Source organism: Rufibacter radiotolerans (assembly GCF_001078055.1).
GTDB lineage: Bacteria > Bacteroidota > Bacteroidia > Cytophagales > Hymenobacteraceae > Nibribacter > Nibribacter radiotolerans.
Genome location: NZ_CP010777.1, coordinates 327573 through 350141, shown reverse-complemented (window position 1 = coordinate 350141; position 22569 = coordinate 327573). Strand labels below are relative to the sequence as shown.

Genomic DNA, 22569 nt, shown 5'->3' with positions numbered 1-22569 from the left:
GTTCCCGTTGGTTTTCAAAAGAACAGATGCCATGCGCCAAGTAATTGCTATTGTGGGAGGAGGGTTCAGTGGGACCATGGTGGCCGTGCATTTGCTCCGGCAGCAGCAGACACCCGTGCACGTGCTGCTCCTGAATGAGGGCTACCCGGTGGGCAAAGGCGTGGCATATTCCGCTGGCTCAGACCTCTTTTTGCTGAACGTGTACGCCGGCCGCATGAGCGCCTACCCAGACCAGCCCCATCATTTCGTGGATTGGCTGCGGCAGCAACCGCTGTACGCCTACACGCCCCCTGAAGAATTGGAGAAGATCTTCATGCCCAGAAAAGTGTACGGCCAGTACCTGGAGGAACAGCTAACCCAGGCCCTGGCCCAGCCGGCCGGCCACAACACGGCCCAGGTTCTTTCCCAGCGGGTGGTGCACCTCCAGCATACAGCACAGGCAGAATTCCCCTACCAGCTGCAACTAAAGGATGGTCAACAAATACCCGCGCACAAGGTGGTGCTGGCCCTGGGCAATTTCCAACCTTCGCCGCTGCGCGGAACCAGCCCGCAACTGGCCCCGCCCCTGTACTACCACAACCCTTGGAAACCTGAGGCCTGGCAAAACCTCCCGGATCAGGGCCGCTTGCTGTTGATAGGCACGGGACTGACCAGCATTGACATCATTCTGGCCCTGCTCAAACAAGGCTTCAACGGCACCATTACCGCCGTCTCCACCAACGGCTACCTACCCTATCCCTACCGCACGTCTACCCTTGACACCGCCTTCAGTACGCAAATTGCCGGGGCTTCTTCTCTGCGTGAGGTGGTGGACCTGTTCAAGAAAGCGCTTCAGGAAAAGGGCCAGGACCACTGGGAGCCTTTAATCAATGGGGTTCGGGCCCAGACCCAGGCGCTCTGGCAACGCTTTTCAGACGCAGACAAGAAGCGCTTCAGCCAGAAGCTGGGCTCTCTCTGGACGGTGGCGCGGCATAGATTACCGCCGCAAGTGCACGCTAAGATAAAGCAGGCCATCAAAGACGGTTTCCTGGAGATTATGCCCGGCCGCATTCAAAAAATTCACCCACAAAACGGACAGATTGAAGTGCAGGTAAAAACACTAGGCACTACCCAGACACTGTTGGCCGACCGCGTCATTAACTGCACCGGCCCGCAACTGGAGTACGCTAAACTAAAGGACCCGCTGGTGAAATCAATGCTGGCGCAGGACCTTCTCTTCCCGCACCCCATGGGCATGGGCCTGAAAGCCGATGCGCATTACCGGGTATTGCAAGCCAACGGGGAACCGTGCCAGGGGCTTTTCACACTGGGCGCGGCCCTGCGCGGCGAGCTTTGGGAATCTAACGCCGTACCCGAGCTCCGGGAACAGGCCCAGGCCCTGAGCCAGGAAATTTTACACCTGTTTTAAGCCTGTTTTCCGGAAAACAGGCTTAAAACAGAAACCCTTTCTGGGTACAAGAAACAGCAGGTGGTGAAAAAGAGTAACGCATTGTGTACTTTTGCCCCTGATTCCTTTAAAACCAAACTTGCATGGAAGCCGCAGCCCTTTACGAACGCTTTGAACAAAACCTGGAAACCATCTTCTCCTACATTAAGAGAGGCCTTGATGTCCGTACCACGCCCTATGACATTACCATGCCGCTGGAGGTAAACCTGCTGTGTGATGTGTTATCGCATGCCGGCTTCCCGTGCCAGGTCACCAAACCCGGCTTTGACGCCTTGGTGGAGTTCCATGATTTGTACATGCGGGAAGGAAAGCTGGTGCAGGACGTGATGCACAAGATCCTGGAAAACAAGCGGGCGTACCTGCGTACCCCAGAAGGCACCGTACTCTTGAAAGAGCAGCTGATCCGGCGTCTGGAGTATTTCAATGAGATTGCCCACTCCATGGAGGTGATTGCCCGCCAGCAGCAGCTGCATAGCCCCCTGCAGCACAAATACCCGTTCCTGAACCAATAAGCTTCCGCTTAAGTCAATACCCAGGGTCCTTCCACCAAACGCCTTGTGGTCAATAAAAAATCGCCTGCCCTATAACAATTATGTTATGGGGCAGGCGATGCTCTTTTAAAGGATTCCTTCGCTTACCTACGGTTGGTTATAGCCCAGCACATGCACCTTTACCTCCTGGTTTGCGGCTCTGGGGCTCCTGAACGTGACCCAGGCTTTCATGGTGCTTTTATGGGGTGCCAGCGGGAACATGGCCTGGGCGGTTTCCAGCTCCTGTCCTTGCAACACCAGGGCCACTTCCACCTGAATATTTTCCGCGGCCTGCTCGCCATGGTTCATGAGCTCCAGGCGGTAGATGTTCTGGTCTTGCCTACCCGGCTCCGGAATGATCATCACCTTCAGGTCGGGTGGGTTGTCTTGGTAGGAGAAGGACTTGATGGCCAGGTAGCCCACTAGCGCCAGAATCAGGAGCAAACTCACCCCGAAGACAGACCACTCAAGCAGATTTTTTTTCATGGTGTTCTTTATATTCCTGGTCAAACAAGAACCGGCCCGCCGATGCCCCCAAGGAGGAAACCATCGCCAGTACTACCGTCATCGCAATGCAAAACTCAAGGCCGGCCCCGTTGAACCGGCCAAAAAACCACAGCGCGCCCGCAGAAACGCAGAAGGCGGTGGCATAGGTAATACTCACGCTCCAGAGCAGCTCCAGGAGCTTGGGCTTCTCGTTGGCCGGGGTTTCATACGCACCCTTAAACCCAATGTAAAACAACACCAGGGTACTCAGCGCCAACGAGGCCAAACACAAGAGCAGCAACTGAAACGGGGTCACGGAGGCAGCAATCATCACCACTTCATCGGTGGGCGCGATGTTGGCCCCAAACAGCATGCCGGCGCAGGTGGCCAGTAACACGGCTTCCAGGGTGGAGGCCTGCTGAAGGCCCAACGGTTCATTTCCCTCCTCTTTCTGTTCCTCCTCCTCATCGCCGGAGGCGCCTAGCTGGGCGGTACCCACCGAAACGCCAATGGCGACCGTCATGGCCTCCACCACTACCTTGTACACCACGCGCTCCAGGGGCATCTCCCCCAGGTCAATGCGCCCCAAAAGCCAAAGAATTAAAAAAGACAGAAGCAGCCCCAGCCCCATTTCCTCCACAGAGTCAATGGCCACCTCTTTCCAGGAGGCGGAGGGCCGGAGGCCGGCGTAGGTGTTGTAAGCTAAAAGCAGCACAAACGTGACCACAATATAGAGAACCAGTTGCCACGGCACTATATGGAAGCTGGTCCACCACACCTCCATGGTATAGAGCATGGGCAAACTGAATAGCAAGCCCCCAATAATGCCCCGGCCGTATTCCTGCAATGATTCTTCTATGGTCCTGTCTTGCATGTGATTTTAAACTAAGTGCTTAACGGCAAACCCAAAGCCAGAGTTTATCTGACGGCTGTGAAAAACACCCAGGCATAGGCCGTAGTAATACGGACAAGTAATTTTGCCCGAAACCCGACACAAAAACCTACCATTGCCACATCTGCGGCCCGCGATGCCCGTACACATAAGCCAGACCCAAGGCAATCTTATGCGGCAACTTTCTTCTTCGCCGGCTACCCAGACTGAGCTTCTCACAGACCGGCTTCTCCTTAAGCCCTATGGCCCCGGCATGGCCCAGGAGTTCTGGCAACTGCTGGACCAGAACCGCTCCCGCCTGCAGTCAGATTTCCCGGACCGCACCAAGGCCGTGCAGACCCTGGCTGACGCCGAACGGCGCCTCAGGCTTCTGGCCCTTCAGCTGCGGGCCGGTGACCTCTATAGCTTTGGCATCTGGCGCCAGGAAGAACAAGACTACATAGGCGATATTACCCTCAGGCGCCTGGCGCGGGGAAAGCTTTTTGCCGAGGTGGGCTACTACCTAAGTGAAGAAGCAGAGGGGCAGGGTTATGCCACCGAGGCCCTCAAGGCCATGCTGCGGTACGCGTTTCAGGTGCTGCGCATGGATTGCGTGAACGTGCGCTGCGCCGAAGGCAATGACCGAAGCAAACGGGTGGCCGAACGGTGCGGATTCACCTATACCAGAACCTATACGCCCCTGGTACAGGAGGAGACAGGCGTTCCGTCACGCCCCATAAATGTGTACCGGCTGCTGCGCCATGACCACCAGGCGGCCCAGCTTCGGTAGGCGTTTCAGGCCCGTTTTCCGGAAAACAGGCCCAAAACGGCATTACCTCCGTTTGGGCTTGGCCAGAAAGAAATCAGAGTTGAAATTGAGGTACAGGCTATTGGAGAATTCCAGCTTAGGAAAATCCAGGTCATAGTACGGCTCTACCCGCAAGGTCAGGTCCAGTCCGTCCATTAGCTTGATGTCATGCATGAAGCGCAGAATGAGCAGCTGCCGGTTTTTCTGGGTATAATCTGGCGTCTTAAAGTTAGAGGAGACCGACGGGAACAGCTTGCCGCCCAGCTCTGAGTAATACCCGTTGCCGCGCCAGTAGCTCAGCATCACGTTCTGGTATTTGGTGTCTACCCCCGCGTTCAGGTACAGCCCCCCGCCTTGCGTAAAGGCCAGGTTCTTTTCATTGGAGAAATCCTTCCAACCCACCACGTACGGCTGAAAATGCAGCGCCTTCAACACCTTTCTGTCATAGCTTTTCTTGAACACCAGCCCCGCCGCCACATTGGCAAGCGTAACCAGGGGCAGGTCTGTATCATCTATCTGGCCGCCGCGGTGCTGGGCCGTGAACTGCAGCGGCAGGCCGATGTAAGTTTCCGTTTCTGGGGTGTTTTCCTCAAAACCCAGGGAAACTGGCGTGCGGTAGAGCGTAATCTCTGAGGAGACCCCGCCGGCCACCTCTTCCTGGAACGGGTCCAGGCGCCGCAGGTAGCGCTGCCAGTCAATCCAGACGTCTACCTTGGTGCCGGGCTTGTCCAGCAGAAACTGCAGGCCGTTTTCCAGGCGGTTGGTCATGACGCGCTCAAAGTCATAGAGAGGCTCAATGTAGCCGTGGTTCAGGTGGCCTTCCAGGGTACCCAACAGCAGGGCCATGCCGTTTTCCTCGTACCGCAGCGTGAAGGTGGGCTGTACCAGGGAATATTTCTTAGTCCCGAAGTCTTTCTGCACCTGCACGCCCACGTCTAGCCGCACCGTGGGCGAGGCATGGTAAATAAGCCGGGGGTTGAGGTGGTAGCCAAACAGCGTGTAGCCCTCGGCGATGTCATTGAAGTACTCGTTGTTTTTCTGGTAGCCCAGTACGTTCAGGCCCAGCTGCAGCTCGCCGGTCTGGTCTGGCTTTACCGGTTGCCGGGTTTCAAAGGCCGCATTGTTTAACTGGGCATAGCCCGATAAACTCAGAAAAAAGGCGCCGGTCGCCAGTAAAAGCCACTTCTTAGGCATATAATAAGGTTTGCGTTGCCGCTATGAAAAGAATAAAAAGGGTGCTTGCCCCTGCCAACCGCTATTGCCCTAACCCGAAAGGTAGGCAAAAACGGGTTTAAAAGGAACGGCCCTAAAATCTTGGGAAATACCTGCCCTGCCTGTAACTAAAACGCGGGAAATGTTGTTGCAAGAGAATAGAGAAAAAGACCGGCCACCAGAGATTTATCCTGCAACTGCCTGCTTCTCTTTCTATTACCTGTTGCTATTTTCAATAGCATTCAGTAATAAAAAATAACTAAAAAAAATAGTAATTCTTGGCACAAATCCGGTACTTTGGGTGTTTCCTTTATACGCCTCCGGAATGAGTCTGGAAAGCAGCTGAAACGCCGCGGCAAGCGTTTGCAGATTGGCTCAGGAAGTTGTAAATTCAACAAATTAAAAGCAAAGAAAACACAAACATGAGTGTACAAAGCGAGAAATTAAAAGCGCTCCAACTTACCATCGACAAGCTGGACAAAACCTATGGTAAAGGTACTGTCATGAAGCTGAATGATACGCAGGTAGTGGACGTCCCAGCCATTTCCACTGGTTCTTTGGGCCTAGATATAGCCCTTGGTATTGGTGGTCTTCCCCGCGGACGGGTGGTAGAGATTTACGGACCAGAATCGTCCGGTAAAACTACCCTTACCATGCACTGCATAGCCGAGGCTCAGAAAAAAGGTGGTATTGCCGCGTTTATTGACGCTGAGCACGCTTTTGACAAAGCATACGCAGAGAAACTAGGCATTGACACAGAAAACCTCCTGATTGCGCAGCCAGACAACGGTGAGCAGGCCCTGGAGATTGCCGACCATTTGATCAGCTCCGGTGCCATTGACATTATCGTGATTGACTCCGTGGCCGCTCTGGTGCCTAAAGGCGAACTGGAAGGCGACATGGGTGACAGCAAAATGGGTCTTCAGGCGCGTTTGATGTCTCAGGCCTTACGTAAACTGACCGGTACCATCAACAAAACAGGTTGCTTGTGTATCTTCATTAACCAGTTGCGTGAGAAGATTGGGGTGATGTTTGGTAACCCAGAGACCACCACCGGTGGTAACGCCCTTAAATTCTACGCTTCGGTTCGTCTGGACATCCGCCGTATTGGGCAGATCAAAGAAGGCCCGGACAACATTACCGGTAACCGCACCAAAGTGAAAGTGGTAAAAAACAAGGTGGCGCCTCCGTTCAAAGTAGTGGAGTTTGACATCATGTACGGCGAAGGTATCTCCAAAGTAGGCGAGATCCTGGATCTTGGGGTTGAGCTGGGTGTGGTACAGAAGTCTGGTTCATGGTTCTCTTACAGCGGTGATCGCTTAGGTCAGGGCCGTGATGCCGTGAAACAGTTCCTGTTAGACAATGAAGAACTCATGCAGGAGATTGAAGACAAGATCCGGGCTATTGTGAAAGGCGAGCCAGCAAAAGTGGCGGCCGTTCTGGAAGACACCGGAGAATAACTACATATAATTTCTACAAAACGGCACCTTTTAAGGTGCCGTTTCTGTTTAAGTTGAGTTCCTCCTGAAAAAGCATTAATTTGTACACGTTCCTTTCTCCGTTAGGTTTGGTACGACATTTGAATAGCCTCAGGAATATTGGAAAGACTAGCTTATGCGTGTAAAATATCAACTACTTCTACTTATACCTCTGTTAGGAATGGTCCTGAGCGCCTTCGCGATCAAGGATACCATGCGTACCGTTAAAAACGAGAGCTTTGGCACCGGAGAGGTGCTGCAGTACAAAGTGCATTACGGGGTCATTAACGCCGGAGAGGCCACCATTCAGGTAGCCCCTGGCCTGCACCGCATCAACAACCGCCCTACTTTCCAGACCTCGGTGTCTGGCAAGACCACGGGCTCATTTGATTTCTTCCACCGCGTGCGTGACACCTGGACTTCTTACATAGACACGGCCTCCCTGCTCCCGCTCCGGTTCCACCGCAACATTGAGGAAGGCAACTACCGCCGCAAGGAAACCACCGACTTTGACCATATTGGCAACAAAGTGGTAGTCAATGACAGCCGCAAGAACCATAAGAACGTGACCCATAAAGTGCCGGACAATGTGCAGGACATGGTGAGTGGCTTCTACTACCTGCGGGCCCTCAACCTGGATGACTTCCGGACGGGCCAGACCATCAGGCTGCAGGGCTTCCTGGGTGACGAAATCTTTGACATGAACATCACGTACCGTGGTGTGGTGACCGTAGACACTAAGGCCGGTAAGATCAAAGCCCACCGCCTGGTACCGCGCATGCCCTCCAATAAGCTGTTTGACGGCGAAGACGCCATCACGGTGTATCTTTCTGATGACGTGAACAAGGTGCCGGTGATGTTTGAGGCGAAGATGTTTGTGGGATCTGTGAAGGTAGACCTTTACAAGTATTCTGGCCTGCAAGGCAAACTGAACGTGGTGCGGTAGTCAGGTGAAAGGCATTGCATAAAAATAAAAAACAGATGAGCCACCAGGTTTCCCTGGTGGCTCATCTGTTTTAGGCCTTTTTTGGCTAAAATAGGCCTAAAACAGAAATTACTGGTTTTAGCCACCCCCGTGGGCATCTGCTAGTGGGCCAATGAAGAAATTCTGCAGGCTTAACATTCAGGTAACATGCAATACCTATCTTTGACTTGAAATTCAGAGGGTTCGCTTGGCATTTTCTCGCCCAAGCGCATTAAGTCTCAGATTTCAAAGGCATAATCTCTCGTGTTTCTCTTTTCACCTAATGGCAGCATGATGCAAACCCCAGCTAAATACAAGATTCTGGTTGTAGATGATGATCCAGACATTGTGGAGTTATTGCAGTACAACCTGGAAAAAGAGGGCTATGAGGTAGCGTATGGCGAAAATGGGCAAAAAGCCTTGGAAATCGCCCGGAAATTCAACCCAGACATTATTTTGCTGGATGTGATGATGCCCGTCATGGATGGCATTACCGCCTGCCGCCTGCTGCGGGAGAACCCCAAGTTCAAAGACACGCACATTCTGTTCCTTACCGCCCGTAGCGAGGAATTCTCTGAGGTAGCCGCCTTTGAGGCAGGCGCCGATGATTTTATAGTAAAGCCCATAAAACCACGGGCACTCATTAGCCGATTGGCCGCCTTCAAGCGCCGGGACACCAGCCAGAGCCCAGAGCAGGTGGCCGTGATTGAGATTGGCGACCTGAAGATTGACCGCACCAGCTTTAACGTGATAAAAGGCGACCAGAAAATCACCCTGCCCAAAAAGGAGTTTGAGCTGCTGGCGTTTCTGGCGGCCACCCCTAACAAGGTGTTCAGCCGTGACGAGCTATTAAACAACGTGTGGGGCAATGATGTGTTCGTGATTCCGCGCACCGTAGATGTGCACATTAGAAAAGTGCGGGAGAAAATAGGGGAAGACCATATAAAGACCATTAAAGGCGTTGGCTACAAATTCAACACCGACTAAGCCTTCGGGCTACAAAGTCAGGCTCAGTTCACAGGGCATTGCCATTCTTATCTCGGTGCTGGTGGCCGCGATCATTGCTGCCTACCTGTATTTCTCGCCACAGCTGGGGTTCAAACAACAGGTGCTGGCACTTGCCCTCACCTTCTCGGCCTGCTTTCTGCTGGTCTACTTCTCCTATGAGGCCCTGATCTTCAAGGAGATCAACAACATCTACGCCGGCATGGAGCAATTCAAAAGGCAGGACTTCAAGCGCATGAGCAACAAATTCCTGTTCAGGTCAGACCCACTCAAGCGTATTAAAGATGAGATCTACCTCATGGCCGAGCGGAACCAGAAGGAGATTGAGGAACTCAAGCGCCTACAGGCCATGCGCCGCGAATTCCTGGCCGATGTCTCCCATGAACTCAAGACCCCTATCTTCGCGGCCCAGGGCTTTATCCATACCCTGCTGGACGGAGCCATGGATGATGAGCGCGTCCGTGACAAATTCCTGCAGAAAGCCGCCAAAAGCCTGGACAGTCTGGACACCCTGGTTCAGGACCTGATCACTATCACGCAGCTGGAGAATGGCGTGATCCAGATGAAAACCTCTACGTTTGACTTGAATGAACTAGCCCAGGAAGTGTTTGAGCAGTTGGAGCAGAAGGCGCTTTCCAGAAACATAACGCTTCATCTGCTCAACCCACCCCAGGAAACCCACCTGGTCTTAGCCGACCGCGGCCGCATTAAGCAGGTGCTGCTCAACCTCATGGACAATGCCATAAAATACGGGCGGGACAACGGCAATATCTGGCTCTCCTTCCAGGATACAAGAAAGAAAACGGCGGTGACCGTGCGAGATGACGGCCCCGGAATTCCCAAAGAGCACCTCTCCCGCATCTTTGAGCGCTTCTACCGCATAGACAAAAGCCGCTCCCGCGATACCTCTGGTGGAGGTTCCGGGTTAGGATTGGCCATTTCCAAACATATAGTGGAGGCGCACAAGTCCATGATAGCGGTGAAAAGCGAGGTAGGCCAGGGCACCACGCTTCGGTTTAAACTGCCTAAGGCAAAAGCCTAACCTGTTTCCAGCCTATTTTCGGTAAAACACCCCAAAACGGATAGCCCAAATAATTTAGGTAAATTGCGGCAGATTTAGGGCGGCTGCCCGTTTTTGGCCTGTTTGCGTAAAAACAGACCAGAAACGCCTGCGCAGGCCCAGCCTCAATTAACCGTATTTATGAAATTACCCGCTTTCCGCGACCTAATAATTTTTGAGAACGAAGACTTCATCGTGGTCAACAAGCCGCCTTTCCTGTCTACCCTGGAAGACCGTTCATTCAATGCCACCAACTTATTGACCCTGGCCCGCCAGTACCATGAGGACGCCCAGGCCTGCCACCGCCTGGACAAAGAGACCTCGGGTTGCCTGGCCATTGCCAAGAACCCAGAGGCCTACCGTCACCTTTCCATGCAGTTTGAAAACCGGCAGGTAAACAAAGTGTACCACGCCGTGGCCTGGGGAAGCCATGATTTTAAAGATTTGCTGGTAGATCGCGCTATTCAGCCCGGCCTGAAAGGCATTGCCAAGCTGGCCTACAAAGGAAAACCCGCCCAGACCTATTTCACCACCCTGGAGAAATACGGCCGCCACACCCTGCTCGAGTGCCGCCCCATTACGGGCCGTATGCACCAAATCAGGCTGCACCTAATGTACCTGAAGGCGCCCATTGTGCAGGACGTGATGTACGGCGGCGAGCCCCTGTACCTCTCCAGCCTCAAGCGCAAGTTTAACCTGGCCAAAGACACCGAGGAACAACCTGTGATCAAACGCTTTGCCCTGCATTCTTACCAGTTGGGCTTTACGCTATTGAATGGCGATCCCGTTGTGGTTACTGCGGAGTACCCCAAGGATTTTGAGGTGCTGGTGAAGTTGCTTCGGAAGAACGGATAGCTGGATGGAGGGCTGCGTATTGGCTACGTTGATTCTTTAGAAGCTGACTATTCTTATTTTACTGCAGCAGTGCGTCATCCCCCAACCCCCTTCAAAGGGAGACGAGGAAGAGGGTATAAGTATTTCCTTCTATGCTGCGGAAGTTACTTCCGTGCCTTATGAGTCTTAAGTATTTCTCCTGCACATGTGTCCTCCTGTGTAAACACCCCTCTACAGAGCTTCGCTCGCTGCCTCAAACTCCCGTTTGGGCAATCCTCAAGGGGGGAGTCCGTGATTAGTAGGCGGCTCTGCGTGTTGGGGCTGTTTTGCAGAAAACGGCTTTAAAACAAAGCCAAGTGTGCTGTTCGGGATTTGCAATCCCGAATAAGTGTAAAGCGGATTTGCAATCCGCCTGGGACTAAGATCGGGAACGCCGCCTCCGCCGGGGATTGCAAATCCCCCTTTCGGAACTTCCGGATTGCAAATCCGGAAGAGCTAATGACTCATAGCGTCCATTCCCCCGATTCCAGTCTTTACTCTGAGCGCCTCGCTTGTGGCCACAGACATACCTTAGCTGAGAGCGATAAGCAAAAATAGGCCGCAAGGGCAGTGCGAGAGGGAAAGACGGGGCCCCGCGGCCGTCAGCGCTCGTAGGGAAACCATGCAACTCCAAAGCATAAGGACTCAGGCTATAAAGGACACTACGCTAGCAAAAGCCAATTGCATGCACCATTAATAAAAACTAAGGCGAAACACGGTAACAAACTCTTACTCCTGCCTTACCGCTTTCCTATAAATCCAAGGTCATCCTTGAAATCACATGATTTTCAAGGGAATAATATAAACACAGGGTTGCACCTGCAAAAAATTACTCCTATCTTTGTGACCATTTTTCAAAGTAGAGATACTTTATTTTTTCACCCGTTAACCATTTACAATGGACCATTTAAGTTATAAGACGCTATCAGTTAATAAGGCGGCCGCAAATAGAGGCTGGGTAGTGATAGACGCCGGAGACTCAACCCTTGGCCGTGTGGCCTCTCAGATTGCCATGATTCTTCGTGGTAAAACCAAACCTTCTTTCACGCCTAACGCTGACTGCGGCGATAGCGTGATCGTGATCAATTCGGACAAAGTTCGTATGACCGGTAAGAAGTGGGACAAGAAAACCTTCGTGACGCACACTGGGTACCCAGGTGGTCAGCGCACGTTCACTCCCCGAGAGTTGAAAGCCAAATCTTCTACTTTATTAGTAGAGCGTGCGGTAAGAGGTATGTTGCCAAGAACCCGTCTGGGCCGTGAGCAATTCCGCAACCTTTTTGTGTACCCAGGTACGGAGCATCCGCACGAGGCACAACAGCCAGTTCAAGTAAAACTTACAAAATAATAATCTAGACATATTTAATGGAAATTCTCAATACATCTGGTAGAAGAAAAACCTCGGTGGCGCGCATTTACATGACGTCAGGGCAAGGGAATATCACTATTAACGATAGAGATATCAAGGAATATTTCCCTAGTGAAGTATTGCAAACCATCGTGCAGCAGCCTTTATCGCTGATTGACGCGGTTGGCAAATACGACATCAAGGCGAATATCAAAGGCGGTGGTGTTGCCGGTCAGGCAGAAGCCCTTCGTTTGGCAATCACCAAGGCTTTGGTGGAAGAAAACGCTGAGACCCGTCCAGCCCTGAAAAAAGAAGGTTTCTTAACGCGTGACCCCCGCATGGTGGAGCGTAAGAAATTCGGTAAGCGCAAAGCCCGTCGTTCCTTCCAGTTCTCTAAACGTTAATATTTTATCAGCTGTAAAAATATCATGGCTAATACCACATATAAAGAATTACTGGAAGCCGGTGTACACTTTGGTCACCTTACCAGAAAATGGGATCCTAAAATGGCTCCATACATTTTCATGGAGAAAAACGGCATCCACATCATTGACCTGAACAAAACTCTGGTTTCCCTGGATGAGGCTATCTCCGCTATTAAGCAGATTGCTAAGTCTGGCCGCAAGATTTTGTTTGTCGCCACTAAAAAACAAGCGCAGGACATAGTAGCAGAAGAGGCCAAGCGCCTGAAGATGCCGTATGTGACAGACCGTTGGTTGGGTGGTATGTTGACTAACTTCCAGACTGTTCGTAAGTCTTTGAAGAAAATGTCAACTATTGACAAAATGGTAAAAGAAAACACTGCGTACGCCGCCATGGCAAAGCGTGAGCGTTTGATGCTGTCTCGTGAGCGTGAGAAACTTGACCGTGTGTTAGGTGGTATCGCTGACTTGTCACGTCTCCCAGCTGCTTTGTTCATTGTAGACGTAAAGCGTGAGTCTATCGCTATCAAAGAAGCCCAAAAACTGAACTTGCCCGTATTCGCGATTGTAGATACTAATTCTAACCCAGAGCTGGTAGACTTCCCAATCCCGGCAAACGATGATGCATCTAAGTCTATCGCTTTGATCACTTCCCTTATTGGTAAGGCCATTGAAGAAGGTCTTTCTGAGCGTAAGGTTGACAAAGACGAGTCTGAGAAGAAACGTTCTGAAGAAGAAGGCATCCAGGAGAAAATTGAGGCTGAATAAGCTTCTCTTCTCATAAGCACACTGTAAAGGAAACTGAACATTAGGAAGCGTAGCCACTAGTGTTCAGTTTCTTTTTAACACAACCGGTGCGCCTTCTATCTGAAGCGCCACCCCCTATTGAATCTTATTATCCGTATTTCTTAATAAAAGAACAATGGCTATTACAGCACAAGATGTAAACAGACTTCGTCAGGAAACTGGCGCAGGTATGATGGATTGCAAGAAAGCCCTTACAGAGGCTAACGGCGATTTTGAAAACGCCAAAGATATTCTCCGCAAGCAAGGTCAGAAAATTGCCAGCAAGCGCGCTGACAACGCTACCTCTGAAGGAGCAGTGTTAACCAACGTGAACGCTGACGGTACCGTAGGAAAAGTGGTAGCACTAGCCTGCGAAACGGAGCCTGTATCTAAAGTAGAAGACTTCAAAAACCTGGCGCAAACTGTTCTGGCTGCTGCCGTTGCCAACACCTCTGGCTCTAAAGAAGATTTACTGGCTACGCCTCAGGCAGATGGCCGCTCGCTGCAAGACCACATCACAGACCTGATGGGTAAGATTGGCGAGAAAATTGACGTGGTTTCCTATGAGACCGTAACTGCTGAGAAAGTAGTAGCCTACAACCACTCTAATGGTAAATTAGGGGTATTGGTTGGCTTGACCAACACCGGCGGAAAAGACGTAAACGATCTGGGCAAAGACGTGGCCATGCAAATTGCCGCTATGCGCCCTATCGCCGTTGACAAAGACGGTGTAGATGCAAACACTATCCAGCGTGAGATTGAAATTGGAAAAGAGCAGGCTCGCGCCGAAGGCAAACCAGAAGAGATGCTGGAGAAAATTGCCCAAGGTAAACTGAACAAGTTCTACAAAGAAAGCACTTTATTGAACCAGGAGTTCGTGAAGGATCCTTCTTTGACTATTGCTAAATTGTTGGATAACACTAACAAAGGCATGACGGTAACTGAGTTCAAGCGTGTTGCTATTGGATAAGTAATCCCGCTTTACAGTACCCTATAATAAGAAACCCCGCGGCCTAGCCGCGGGGTTTCTTATTATAGGGTAAACCTATAGTTATTTTATACATTATCTCCAGAATCAGATATCTCCGTGTAATGGGGAAGCCAGTTCTTTGGCAGAACAGGAGATATTCACAAATTGCTCGGCTTGCTTTATAAATGAGCGTAAAGGCAGGAAACTTTTGCCATGACAGTTCCCCCCTGCTCCATTCCTTGGGTAGGCTTAGTAATTATAAGAAGTCTGGGCAACCGCTAAATTTTCTGACGGGTGAGGTTTTTCAGAATTTGTCTGGTTGCCAGACTTAGCTGCATGGTTTTTTTTCAATTGCTCTTTTCTCAATCTTTTTTCGGCTGAGATGTAACTAAGAAAGGTGGCTTTTTCTTTCATGGCTTTGAAATTTATTGGTTTACAATCAAATATTATAAATAAGCTAATAGGATAAGCGGCAGTAAAGAAGTAGTTAAACTGTTCTTGTTTTAAAAGATAGTGTGGCGGGGGAAACCTTACCTTTTATAAACGCCTAAGTTAAAAACCTCAAAGACAAGCGTTTAAGTAATCACCTAAAGAAATTTCCACCGTATTGGGGCTCCTATAGGTTATAGTTAAAATTTAAATAAGCCTACCTTCCTCTAAATCAAGTTCAGAACTTAGAGGAGCCGACTATTTATGTAACGAACTTACAAAAATTTTTTTTAACTATTTTACTAAATTTTTATCTTTTCCCAAATTTCATCAAGATTACTTAAAAGTAAGTAATCCTCTTTTTTCAGGAATAGGTAATAAGTTAAACCCATTAGAGCTTATAAAGTTCAATTTTTTATTTGATTGTTCTTAAACAAGATGCTTATACTTAAGTAAATACACCACTATACTTATCCCAACAAGCTTACTTTCTTAAGAACCGAAATAGAACAATATTGTTTAGGAGTTTCATTGTGGGCACCAGTAAACTATGCTCTCCGTAAATATTTCTGGATACCCCTTGTAACGCAGCAGCCCCCGGTAAAGAACCTGAGGATTCTCTGCCGGGGGCTGCTGCGTATTTTATCACTCAACGCGCGCGCTCGCACAAGCTACTTTCTGGAGATGGAGCCTTCCAAGAGCCAGTGCCTATACTTAGTCTACATCATATTTCTTGATAAACTCCTGGCCCGCCAGGTCATCTTTCCTGATGAAGGGCCTGATAATGATGCGGGTACCGTTTTCATAGGTAAAGAATTTATAGATCCAGTTGCTCAAAACCACCAGCTTGTTCCGGAAGCCAATGAGGTAGTAGATGTGCACAAACAGCCAGGCTACCCACGCAATGAAACCGCTCAGATGCAGGTTTTTGGGGAGATCTGCCACAGCCCGGTTGCGCCCAATAATAGCCAGGGACCCTTTGTCAAAATACTCAAACGGCTCCAGTGGCTCTTTCCTGATGATCCGGTAAAGGTTCTTGGCCAGGTGCCGCCCCTGCTGAATGGCGGGTTGCGCCACCCCCGGGTGCCCGTTCGGGTATTTCTCAGAGCGCATAAGGGCAATATCGCCTATGGCGAAGATATCTGGGAAGCCTACCACCTGGTTGTAGAGATTGACCAAGTAACGCCCCCGTTCACTGGCCTCGGGAGGAAGTCCTGGTATCTGGGCGCCAGATACCCCGGCAGCCCAAATCAACGTGTGGGACCTGATCTGCTCACCGCCCTTGAACGTCACCAATTGCCCGTCATAAGACTCTACCAATGTGTTCAACTTGAGCTCCACTCCTATCTCCTCCAGGTACTCACGGGTCTTTTGGCTGGATTTAGGGTCCATGGGAGGTAACACCCGGTCCATGCCTTCCACCAGAATGATCTTCATCTTGCTGAAATCCATACCGGGGTAGTCATTGGGCAATACGTGCCGGCGCATTTCGGCCAGGGCGCCGGCCAACTCTACCCCGGTTGGGCCACCACCCACAATCACGAAATTGAGGAGGCTTTGCCGCAGTTCGGGGTCATTGATCATGTTGGCCTGCTCAAAAGACTGCAGCAGTTGGCTGCGCAGGTTAAGCGCCTCTGGAATCTGCTTGAGCGGGAAGGCGTATTTCTTTATTTGCTCATTGCCAAAGTAGTTGGGCTTAGTACCCGTGGCAATGACCACAAAGTCATATGAGATGTCTCCTACAATGGTGGAAACAGTCTTGGTGGCGGGGTTAATGCTAGTAACGCGCACCTGCCGGAAATGGAAGTCTTCATACTCTTTGTCAAAGAGCTTGCGAAGCGGTTCAGCAATGGCATCTGGCTCCAGACCGGCGGTGGCTACCTGGTAGAGCAAGGGCCAGAAACCATGGTAGTTATGGCGGTCAAACATGACCACCTGAAAGTCTTTTCCTTTTAGCTTCTTCGCCAGATTCACTCCTCCAAATCCGCCGCCAATGATCACGACGCGGGGCTTTTTGGTGTCTGGTATATTAAGGGTCAGTTCGTTTACTTGAATCATAGTCAGTAGATTGAAAATAGTACACGCCACTGCCAAACAGAAGCGTCCCTGGTTCCCTGAGTTATACTCACTTTTTGATATATAAGATATTTTATTCCCCTCTTACTCCTGGCATAAGCGAGAGGAAGAGCAACGAAAAAGCGTTTCGAGGCTGTTTTTCTGAAAACAGCCCTGAAACGCTTCTGGCTTTTCTAACCTAGCAGAGGGTTTTTCCCTTCCCTCTGACAGGTTTATCTATGGAAACTTTCGCCCACAAACCGGAGCACCTCCGGTAAGGCAGTCCGCCAGTAGGCCCAGGTATGGCCTCCGTCCCGTACCCTGAACTCATGCGGCAACTTCTTATCCAGCATGGCGGTGTGCAGGGCCATGTTTCCTTTGATCAGGAAATCATCATCACCGCAGTCAATGTAGAACCGCACTTTTTTAAGGGAATCCAGCGGGGTGGTTTCTACCAACTTAAGTACCGAGTTCTGGTTCCAGTGCGCATTCAGGCGGCCCTCCCCTTTCAGGTCTGGCCCAAAAATGCTGCCGAAAAAACGGTTAAAGGAATTCTGTTCCATGCTTTTGAAAGACTCATCGGTCCAGACGGCGGCACTAAGGGGCGAGGCGGCGGCAAAAAGTTGAGGGTGCTTCAAAGCCATGATAAGCGAGCCATAGCCGCCCATGGAGAGCCCGGCAATGGCCCTGAACTCTTTGGTATTACGGGTTCTGAACTTGCCGTCTACATGCGGAATAAACTCTTTGATAAAGAAATCTTCATACCTCTCTTTCCTGTCATGGGTATTGATATACCAGGTCACCCCGGCATCTGGCATGACAATGATCATAGGCGGAATCTCCCCGGTCTGCATCATGCGCCCCGCTATCAGGTGGGCCTCCCCAAACTGTGTCCAACCGGTCTCGTCATCTGAATACCCGTGGAGCAAATACAAAACCGGGTAACGCCGGTTAGACCCCTCATAATCTGCCGGAAGGTAAACCGAGTACTCCACCTCTTTGCCCAGTATTTTACTTTTGGCAGACAGGCTTTCCCGCAGGGTGCCCAGTTGGGCCGAGGCTTGCCAGGAAATCAACAGAAACAGAATGGGGAGTATTTTGCGCATGGAAGAGGGCATAAGGTTAGGTTGAAACAACAGAGAAATCAGAAAGCGCGCACCTCTAGCGGTTGGCGTTGCTTTCTCCTACAAACATAGTGGTTGCCGTGGGAATGGAAAGGGCTTTTTTCTAAACGGCACCAGAGAAGCAATCTTCCTTTAAGGTTTCTTCCGGTGCCGCATAACCAAAATCAAATTTTCCGGTATTAGAACGGACGCAATTACATAGTTGAACCATGGGAGAGAAACAGCAAAAACGACTGCAAGGCCAGGTAGTCCTTATCACGGGTGCCAGTTCAGGCATTGGCCAGGGCATTGCCCTGAGAATGGCCCAGGATGGCGCCAAGGTGGTGATCAATTATAATTCTGATGAAGACGGAGCCCAGGCCACTGTAGAGGCCATAGAAAAAGAAGGAGGCGTGGCCCTGGCCCTTAAGGCAGATGTTGGCAACGAAGCCCAGGTGGAGCAGATGTTTAAAGATGCTAAAGATGCCTACGGCAGTATTGATATTCTGGTAAACAACGCCGGTATCCAGAAAGACGCCAGCCTGGTAGACATGACCCTGGAGCAATGGCAGAAAGTAATCAATACCAACCTCACCGGTCCCTTCTTATGTGCCCGCGCCGCCGCCCGCGAGTTTATGGCCCAAGGCATAAAGAAAGAAGTCTCCAGGGCGGCCGGTAAGATCATCTTCATCAGTTCGGTGCATGATATCATTCCGTGGGGCGGCCATGTGAACTACGCCACCTCCAAAGGCGGGGTAGCCATGATGATGAAGACCCTGGCCCAGGAACTGGCGCCGCACCAGATACGGGTCAACAGCATCTCGCCGGGGGCCATAAAAACCGACATCAACAAGGAAGACTGGAGCAGCCCCGAAGGGAAAGAGAAGATGCTGTCACAGATACCGTATGGCCGCATTGGGGAACCAGACGACATTGCGCGGGTGGCATCCTGGCTGGCCTCAGACGAGGCGGATTACGTGACCGGCGCCACGCTTTACGTAGACGGCGGCATGACGCTCTACCCTTCTTTTGCTGAGTAAGCTTAGCTGCCGTGCGCTAATTACGTTTTGGGCCTGTTTTCCTAAAAACAGGCTCAAAACGCCTTTTACCAAAAGAAAAGAGGGTAAACCAGTCAGGTAAGTAAAGAAATCTACTAAGAAAGGGCTAGGGAATAGAAGCAGCCCAGAGAGGGCAAAAAGCCTGGAAGAAGTTGAAAGAAGGGTTCTCTGCTTAAAGACAGGAAAGAAAAGGATTAAGAGCGGGGGGTGCTATTTTTCTCCAAGGTAGCCATAGACTCTTCCAGCCATTTTACGGCGTCTTGCTCCGTCATGAAGGCGTTTCTCCGGATGACGGGGTTATCCAGGGTCACCGCAGAAAGGTTGGCGCCTTCTGACAGGCGCTGCATCTGGCGGGGCGTCAATAGCCAGGCCACCACTAATTGGGAAGCTACCTGCTCAATGGCTTTGGGGTAGAATTCCTCGGTTAGCCAGTCACTTTCCTGTTCGGTAATTTCGCCTTTTGAACGGCAATCCAGCAGCCAGGAAGAGGCGCTGTTTTCTTTGGCCAATGCGAGAATAGCCAGGCAGTTTATCTTAAACTCCGTGAAGGTGACAGGCTGTTGCCAACGGATAATCACCGTTTGCATATCTGCCCGATAGGAAATCTTTATATGTTTGCTTAATCCTATCTGCATATAGCTGTAAGAGACTAATACCGCTACCTCAATAACGGCACTGTGAAAATCATACAATAATAGTCACTTGTTGTCTGTCTAGCATGAAAGTAGGATAACGTTTTTGATTTTGCAAGTTCTCCACACTATTTTCCACAGCCTCAGAGGAAAATATTTACCAACAGCGCTAAGGCGTTACAACTCGTGGCGAAGGCGGGCTTCGTGTAGGTTCTTGCGCATGGCCAGAAACAGCTCAATGCTCCCCTGCAGGAAAGGCTCGTCCAACCATTTCTTCACTTCCTCATCGCCGCCGGTCACTTCCATCTCGCTTACTTTGTAGGTTTGCTCAAAGGGGCCCAGCTCCAGTTTGAGCAAGTACTTACCGTTCCAGGAAAGTAAGGTGATCTTTATTTCAGGGTGAGGGATATCAGCGACAACACGCATGGGCTATAGAAAAAAAGTTGGGTGAAAGAAGAAGGCAAAGTTAGAAACCTGTACGTTCTGGTTTTTAATTAGTGCCGCTGTTTTGGGGCTGTTTTTGCAAAAACAGGGCTAAACTACATTTCAATGCCCATCTGGCGCATGAGCTGGCTGGCGTTAAAGCTCTGGCAGATGCCCGGCCGAAGGGTATAGTCAAACCGCAGGTGCCCGTCTTCAAAGTAACTGTTAAAGCTAAAGTTCTCCACGCAGCCCGGCAACTCCTGCTCCATATTGCCCAACTCCAGATCATGGGTAGACACAAAGCCTGAGGTTTGGCGCTGGTGCAGCTGCCTGATTAAGGCCATTGCCCCTTCATGGCGGTCATGGGAATTGGTGCCTTTCAGGATCTCGTCCAGGAAGAAATAGACGGGTTGCCCGGTGGCGGTGAGGTCAATGAGAATCTTCAGGCGTTTGAGCTCGGCGTAGAAAGAGGAAGTGTTCTCCGCCAGGTTGTCTTCGGTGCGCATGCTGGTGTAGACCAACGCCGGGAACACGGCCAGCTTTCTGGCGCAGACGGCCGCGCCGGTAAAGGCCAGCACCATGTTCACCCCTACCGCCCGCAGAAAGGTACTCTTGCCCGACATATTGGACCCCGTGATCAAAACCGTGTGCCCGGCCCCCTTAAAGGAAATACTGTTGGCTTTGCGGGCCACGCTGAAAATAAGCGGGTGGCTCAACTCCTCTGCCTCAAACCGGAAAGGCTCTGGGCTGATGTGCGGCACAGCGTAGTCTGGGTTGGCAAACTGAAACGCCGCCAGACTGGCCAGCGCCTCAAACTCGGCGGCGGCGTTCAGCACCTGGCCTATGCTGCCGGACATGGTGCGTTTCCAGCGTTCCAGGCGCCACATCCAGATAAAGTCCCACATAAGCACGTGGTTCAGGATAAAGTTGAGGTAGGTGTTGAGCCGGGCCGACAAGTACTGAATAATGGAGGCCAGCTGCCGCACGTGTTCAGAGGCCGGCTTGGCGTCTATGCTCAGCTGCTGCTGCAACTCCCGGGCCCGGGCACTCTGAAAGGTGCGGCCTTCAATGTGCACCAGCATGTCTGTATAACTGCGCAGGGTCTCGTACATGCCGCTGCTTTCTTCATAATACTCATCGCGCTGCCGCTGGAACTTGACCGCAATCAGGAACTGCACCACCACCAGGGCCAGGAAAGGGTAATGCGAATGGCCTTCCATCCAGTACACAATGGCCGCCAAAGTAAGCGTGGGCAACAGGAACGTGGCCACTACCAGCCAGCCTTTGCCTGTAAAGAAATTTGGCTGGCGCAACCAAAGCAGAAACGGTTGGGGCAACTGTTGCGTCTTGCGATGGTGGTGCATAGCACGGGCCTGCAGGTTTTGGCGCCACTCAATGTCCAGCACCAGTTCGGCCACGGCCTCCTGGCGGGCAATGATCTCCGGGGCCGGAGCCGGGGTTTTCAGCCACTCGGCCAGGCGCTGCTGGCCTAAAAGAGTGACGGCCCGGTTCAACAATTGAAAGAGGGAGTTATGCCCGAAAACGTCTAAGTCAGCCGCATAAAAATGGTTGGGTTCCTCAAAATGGGCGCCGTTGGGCAGGTCTTTCAGGTCTCCTTTGAGGCGTTCCTGCTCGGTGCGATTGATCAGGCCCAGGTACAACTGGTGCTTGCGGGCGTACTCTATCTTGTTGTGCCAATGGATGAGGGCGGCAAAAATAAAATACCCACCAAGCAGCACAGCAATGCCGGCCGCCGCCTGTCCGTAATAGATCAGCGCCGCCCCGCCCAGGGCGGCCCCCACAAAAAAGGACAGTCGCAGCCAGCCCACCCAACGGTATTTGAAGGCCTGCTTTTCTTCGGCGGCAAAAAAGCGTTGCTGGCGCTCCGCAAACAACGGCTCTGGGGTATGTTGCATAGGATAAGTAAAAGCAGGAAAGCGTTATGGTTGCCAATACGGCACGCCCTCCGGCCAGCAGGTGTTAGATTCTGTTTTGGGCCTGTTTTACAGAAAACGGCCCAAAAACAGAAATGCTCTATTGTCTAAAGGCAAACCTACGGAAGTTATTGCCGAACGGCCTTTCTTTTTGCTTAAATAGTGGCAATGCACTTGAGTTCAATGGCAATGGGAGTGGGCAGGGCATTCACCTCTACGGTGGTGCGGCAAGGCTGGCAGTCTTTGAAGTACTCGGCGTACAGCCGGTTGTAGGTCTGGAAATCTGCCTTCATGTTGGTGAGGAACACGGTCACGTCCACCAGGTTTTCCCAGGCAGAGCCGGCCTCTTCCAGAATGGCCCGCACGTTTTTGAACACCGAGTGGCACTGCGCCTCTATGTCATAGCTTTCAATGTTGCCGGCGGCGTCCAGGGTCACGCCGGGTATTTCTTTTACCCCTCTCTCCCGGGGGCCTACGCCCGAAAGAAACAACAGGCCACCTACCTTACGGGCGTGCGGGTACAGGCCCACCGGTTCGGGCGCTTTGGAGGCGTTAATAAAATTGGAGGGCGTGTTTTCCATGGCAGCACGTTTTAGGCCTGTTTTCACAAAAATAGCCTAAAAACGGAGGTATAAAAAAAGCGGGCCGTTAACAGCCCGCTCTTTCCCTATTATT

23 protein-coding genes are annotated in these 22569 nt (G+C 51.3%); 13 read left to right on the top strand and 10 right to left on the bottom strand.

Annotation, left to right across the window (positions count from 1 at the left end; genetic code table 11):
• Nucleotides 1–31: 31 nt before the first annotated feature.
• Together TH63_RS01505 and TH63_RS01500 are read left to right on the top strand one after the other, a co-directional pair.
• The gene (locus TH63_RS01505; RefSeq protein ID WP_048919370.1) at nt 32–1408 is read left to right on the top strand and encodes an FAD/NAD(P)-binding protein; all 1377 of its coding nucleotides are present in this window, start codon (nt 32–34) and stop codon (nt 1406–1408) included.
• 122 nt (nt 1409–1530) lie between these two features.
• Complete coding sequence (locus tag TH63_RS01500; RefSeq protein ID WP_048919369.1) at nt 1531–1959, top strand: hypothetical protein; 429 nt, start codon at nt 1531–1533, stop codon at nt 1957–1959.
• Between the two features lie 126 nt (nt 1960–2085).
• On the opposite strand, the gene TH63_RS01495 is transcribed toward TH63_RS01500, so the two are convergent.
• Both TH63_RS01495 and TH63_RS01490 read right to left on the bottom strand, forming a co-directional pair.
• Nucleotides 2086–2463 carry a hypothetical protein gene (locus tag TH63_RS01495; RefSeq protein WP_048919368.1) on the bottom strand — a complete coding sequence of 126 codons (378 nt, stop codon included), beginning with the start codon at nt 2461–2463 and terminating at the stop codon, nt 2086–2088.
• Nucleotides 2444–3337 (bottom strand): TIGR02587 family membrane protein, encoded by an 894-nt coding sequence (locus TH63_RS01490; protein WP_048919367.1) that lies wholly within the window; start codon nt 3335–3337, stop codon nt 2444–2446. Before TH63_RS01490 ends, TH63_RS01495 begins: the two co-directional genes overlap by 20 nt.
• 190 nt (nt 3338–3527) lie before the next feature.
• Between TH63_RS01490 and TH63_RS01485 the strand changes: the two genes are divergently transcribed.
• Nucleotides 3528–4124 (top strand): GNAT family N-acetyltransferase, encoded by a 597-nt coding sequence (locus TH63_RS01485; RefSeq protein ID WP_197088614.1) that lies wholly within the window; start codon nt 3528–3530, stop codon nt 4122–4124.
• Nucleotides 4125–4166: 42 nt separating this feature from the next.
• Here TH63_RS01485 and TH63_RS01480 read toward each other — a convergent pair whose 3' ends face one another.
• Nucleotides 4167–5336, bottom strand: coding sequence for a hypothetical protein (locus TH63_RS01480; RefSeq protein ID WP_231583525.1), 1170 nt, complete (start codon nt 5334–5336; stop codon nt 4167–4169).
• 440 nt (nt 5337–5776) lie between these two features.
• Between TH63_RS01480 and recA the strand changes: the two genes are divergently transcribed.
• The 9 genes from recA (at nt 5777) to tsf (ending at nt 14260) form a co-directional block, all read left to right on the top strand.
• Complete coding sequence (recA, locus tag TH63_RS01475; RefSeq protein WP_048919365.1) at nt 5777–6814, top strand: recombinase RecA; 1038 nt, start codon at nt 5777–5779, stop codon at nt 6812–6814.
• A 199-nt stretch (nt 6815–7013) separates the two neighbouring features.
• Nucleotides 7014–7778, top strand: coding sequence for a DUF3108 domain-containing protein (locus TH63_RS01470; RefSeq protein ID WP_231583524.1), 765 nt, complete (start codon nt 7014–7016; stop codon nt 7776–7778).
• Nucleotides 7779–8090: 312 nt separating this feature from the next.
• Nucleotides 8091–8783 carry a response regulator transcription factor gene (locus TH63_RS01465; protein ID WP_048922510.1) on the top strand — a complete coding sequence of 231 codons (693 nt, stop codon included), beginning with the start codon at nt 8091–8093 and terminating at the stop codon, nt 8781–8783.
• On the top strand, nt 8758–9843 hold the full coding sequence (locus TH63_RS01460) for a sensor histidine kinase (protein ID WP_048919363.1): 1086 nt from the start codon (nt 8758–8760) through the stop codon (nt 9841–9843). Before TH63_RS01465 ends, TH63_RS01460 begins: the two co-directional genes overlap by 26 nt.
• Before the next feature lie 159 nt (nt 9844–10002).
• A complete protein-coding gene (locus TH63_RS01455; RefSeq protein WP_048922509.1) occupies nt 10003–10716 on the top strand; it encodes an RluA family pseudouridine synthase in 714 nt (237 codons plus the stop codon).
• Nucleotides 10717–11632: 916 nt separating this feature from the next.
• Nucleotides 11633–12082 (top strand): 50S ribosomal protein L13, encoded by a 450-nt coding sequence (rplM, locus tag TH63_RS01450; protein WP_048919362.1) that lies wholly within the window; start codon nt 11633–11635, stop codon nt 12080–12082.
• A gap of 17 nt (nt 12083–12099) precedes the next feature.
• Entirely contained in the window at nt 12100–12486 is a 387-nt protein-coding gene (rpsI, locus tag TH63_RS01445; protein ID WP_048919361.1) for a 30S ribosomal protein S9, read from the top strand.
• 24 nt (nt 12487–12510) lie between these two features.
• Complete coding sequence (rpsB, locus tag TH63_RS01440) at nt 12511–13272, top strand: 30S ribosomal protein S2 (RefSeq protein ID WP_048919360.1); 762 nt, start codon at nt 12511–12513, stop codon at nt 13270–13272.
• A 154-nt stretch (nt 13273–13426) separates the two neighbouring features.
• Complete coding sequence (gene tsf, locus TH63_RS01435; RefSeq protein ID WP_048919359.1) at nt 13427–14260, top strand: translation elongation factor Ts; 834 nt, start codon at nt 13427–13429, stop codon at nt 14258–14260.
• A gap of 249 nt (nt 14261–14509) precedes the next feature.
• Here the strand turns inward: tsf and TH63_RS20205 are convergent, their stop codons facing one another.
• The 3 genes from TH63_RS20205 to TH63_RS01425 form a co-directional block, all read right to left on the bottom strand.
• Nucleotides 14510–14674 (bottom strand): hypothetical protein, encoded by a 165-nt coding sequence (locus tag TH63_RS20205; protein WP_156180291.1) that lies wholly within the window; start codon nt 14672–14674, stop codon nt 14510–14512.
• Nucleotides 14675–15403: 729 nt separating this feature from the next.
• On the bottom strand, nt 15404–16747 hold the full coding sequence (locus tag TH63_RS01430; protein ID WP_048919358.1) for an NAD(P)/FAD-dependent oxidoreductase: 1344 nt from the start codon (nt 16745–16747) through the stop codon (nt 15404–15406).
• Between the two features lie 230 nt (nt 16748–16977).
• Entirely contained in the window at nt 16978–17850 is an 873-nt protein-coding gene (locus TH63_RS01425) for an alpha/beta hydrolase (protein WP_048922508.1), read from the bottom strand.
• 227 nt (nt 17851–18077) lie between these two features.
• Here TH63_RS01425 and TH63_RS01420 point away from each other — a divergent pair, with 227 nt between their 5' ends.
• Complete coding sequence (locus TH63_RS01420) at nt 18078–18887, top strand: SDR family oxidoreductase (RefSeq protein ID WP_048919357.1); 810 nt, start codon at nt 18078–18080, stop codon at nt 18885–18887.
• A 212-nt stretch (nt 18888–19099) separates the two neighbouring features.
• Here TH63_RS01420 and TH63_RS01415 read toward each other — a convergent pair whose 3' ends face one another.
• The 4 genes from TH63_RS01415 to TH63_RS01400 all read right to left on the bottom strand — a co-directional run bounded on the left by TH63_RS01415 (nt 19100) and on the right by TH63_RS01400 (nt 22475).
• Nucleotides 19100–19540: a hypothetical protein gene (locus tag TH63_RS01415; RefSeq protein WP_156180289.1), complete on the bottom strand. Its 441-nt coding sequence runs from the start codon at nt 19538–19540 to the stop codon at nt 19100–19102.
• A 174-nt stretch (nt 19541–19714) separates the two neighbouring features.
• Nucleotides 19715–19963, bottom strand: coding sequence for a hypothetical protein (locus TH63_RS01410; protein WP_048919355.1), 249 nt, complete (start codon nt 19961–19963; stop codon nt 19715–19717).
• A gap of 113 nt (nt 19964–20076) precedes the next feature.
• Complete coding sequence (locus TH63_RS01405; RefSeq protein WP_048919354.1) at nt 20077–21876, bottom strand: MutS-related protein; 1800 nt, start codon at nt 21874–21876, stop codon at nt 20077–20079.
• Nucleotides 21877–22049: 173 nt separating this feature from the next.
• Complete coding sequence (locus tag TH63_RS01400; protein WP_048922507.1) at nt 22050–22475, bottom strand: RidA family protein; 426 nt, start codon at nt 22473–22475, stop codon at nt 22050–22052.
• Between the last annotated feature and the right edge of the window lie 94 nt (nt 22476–22569).

What these genes read in the sequence shown, in the direction of transcription:
- TH63_RS01505 (WP_048919370.1), top strand. Translation starts at nt 32, where the DNA reads ATGCGCCAAGTAATTGCTATTGTGGGAGGAGGGTTCAGTGGGACCATG.
- TH63_RS01500 (WP_048919369.1), top strand. Translation starts at nt 1,531, where the DNA reads ATGGAAGCCGCAGCCCTTTACGAACGCTTTGAACAAAACCTGGAAACC.
- TH63_RS01495 (WP_048919368.1), bottom strand. Translation starts at nt 2,463, where the DNA reads ATGAAAAAAAATCTGCTTGAGTGGTCTGTCTTCGGGGTGAGTTTGCTC.
- TH63_RS01490 (WP_048919367.1), bottom strand. Translation starts at nt 3,337, where the DNA reads ATGCAAGACAGGACCATAGAAGAATCATTGCAGGAATACGGCCGGGGC.
- TH63_RS01485 (WP_197088614.1), top strand. Translation starts at nt 3,528, where the DNA reads ATGCGGCAACTTTCTTCTTCGCCGGCTACCCAGACTGAGCTTCTCACA.
- TH63_RS01480 (WP_231583525.1), bottom strand. Translation starts at nt 5,336, where the DNA reads ATGCCTAAGAAGTGGCTTTTACTGGCGACCGGCGCCTTTTTTCTGAGT.
- recA (WP_048919365.1), top strand. Translation starts at nt 5,777, where the DNA reads ATGAGTGTACAAAGCGAGAAATTAAAAGCGCTCCAACTTACCATCGAC.
- TH63_RS01470 (WP_231583524.1), top strand. Translation starts at nt 7,014, where the DNA reads ATGGTCCTGAGCGCCTTCGCGATCAAGGATACCATGCGTACCGTTAAA.
- TH63_RS01465 (WP_048922510.1), top strand. Translation starts at nt 8,091, where the DNA reads ATGCAAACCCCAGCTAAATACAAGATTCTGGTTGTAGATGATGATCCA.
- TH63_RS01455 (WP_048922509.1), top strand. Translation starts at nt 10,003, where the DNA reads ATGAAATTACCCGCTTTCCGCGACCTAATAATTTTTGAGAACGAAGAC.
- rplM (WP_048919362.1), top strand. Translation starts at nt 11,633, where the DNA reads ATGGACCATTTAAGTTATAAGACGCTATCAGTTAATAAGGCGGCCGCA.
- rpsI (WP_048919361.1), top strand. Translation starts at nt 12,100, where the DNA reads ATGGAAATTCTCAATACATCTGGTAGAAGAAAAACCTCGGTGGCGCGC.
- rpsB (WP_048919360.1), top strand. Translation starts at nt 12,511, where the DNA reads ATGGCTAATACCACATATAAAGAATTACTGGAAGCCGGTGTACACTTT.
- tsf (WP_048919359.1), top strand. Translation starts at nt 13,427, where the DNA reads ATGGCTATTACAGCACAAGATGTAAACAGACTTCGTCAGGAAACTGGC.
- TH63_RS20205 (WP_156180291.1), bottom strand. Translation starts at nt 14,674, where the DNA reads ATGAAAGAAAAAGCCACCTTTCTTAGTTACATCTCAGCCGAAAAAAGA.
- TH63_RS01430 (WP_048919358.1), bottom strand. Translation starts at nt 16,747, where the DNA reads ATGATTCAAGTAAACGAACTGACCCTTAATATACCAGACACCAAAAAG.
- TH63_RS01425 (WP_048922508.1), bottom strand. Translation starts at nt 17,850, where the DNA reads ATGCGCAAAATACTCCCCATTCTGTTTCTGTTGATTTCCTGGCAAGCC.
- TH63_RS01420 (WP_048919357.1), top strand. Translation starts at nt 18,078, where the DNA reads ATGGGAGAGAAACAGCAAAAACGACTGCAAGGCCAGGTAGTCCTTATC.
- TH63_RS01415 (WP_156180289.1), bottom strand. Translation starts at nt 19,540, where the DNA reads ATGCAGATAGGATTAAGCAAACATATAAAGATTTCCTATCGGGCAGAT.
- TH63_RS01410 (WP_048919355.1), bottom strand. Translation starts at nt 19,963, where the DNA reads ATGCGTGTTGTCGCTGATATCCCTCACCCTGAAATAAAGATCACCTTA.
- TH63_RS01405 (WP_048919354.1), bottom strand. Translation starts at nt 21,876, where the DNA reads ATGCAACATACCCCAGAGCCGTTGTTTGCGGAGCGCCAGCAACGCTTT.
- TH63_RS01400 (WP_048922507.1), bottom strand. Translation starts at nt 22,475, where the DNA reads ATGGAAAACACGCCCTCCAATTTTATTAACGCCTCCAAAGCGCCCGAA.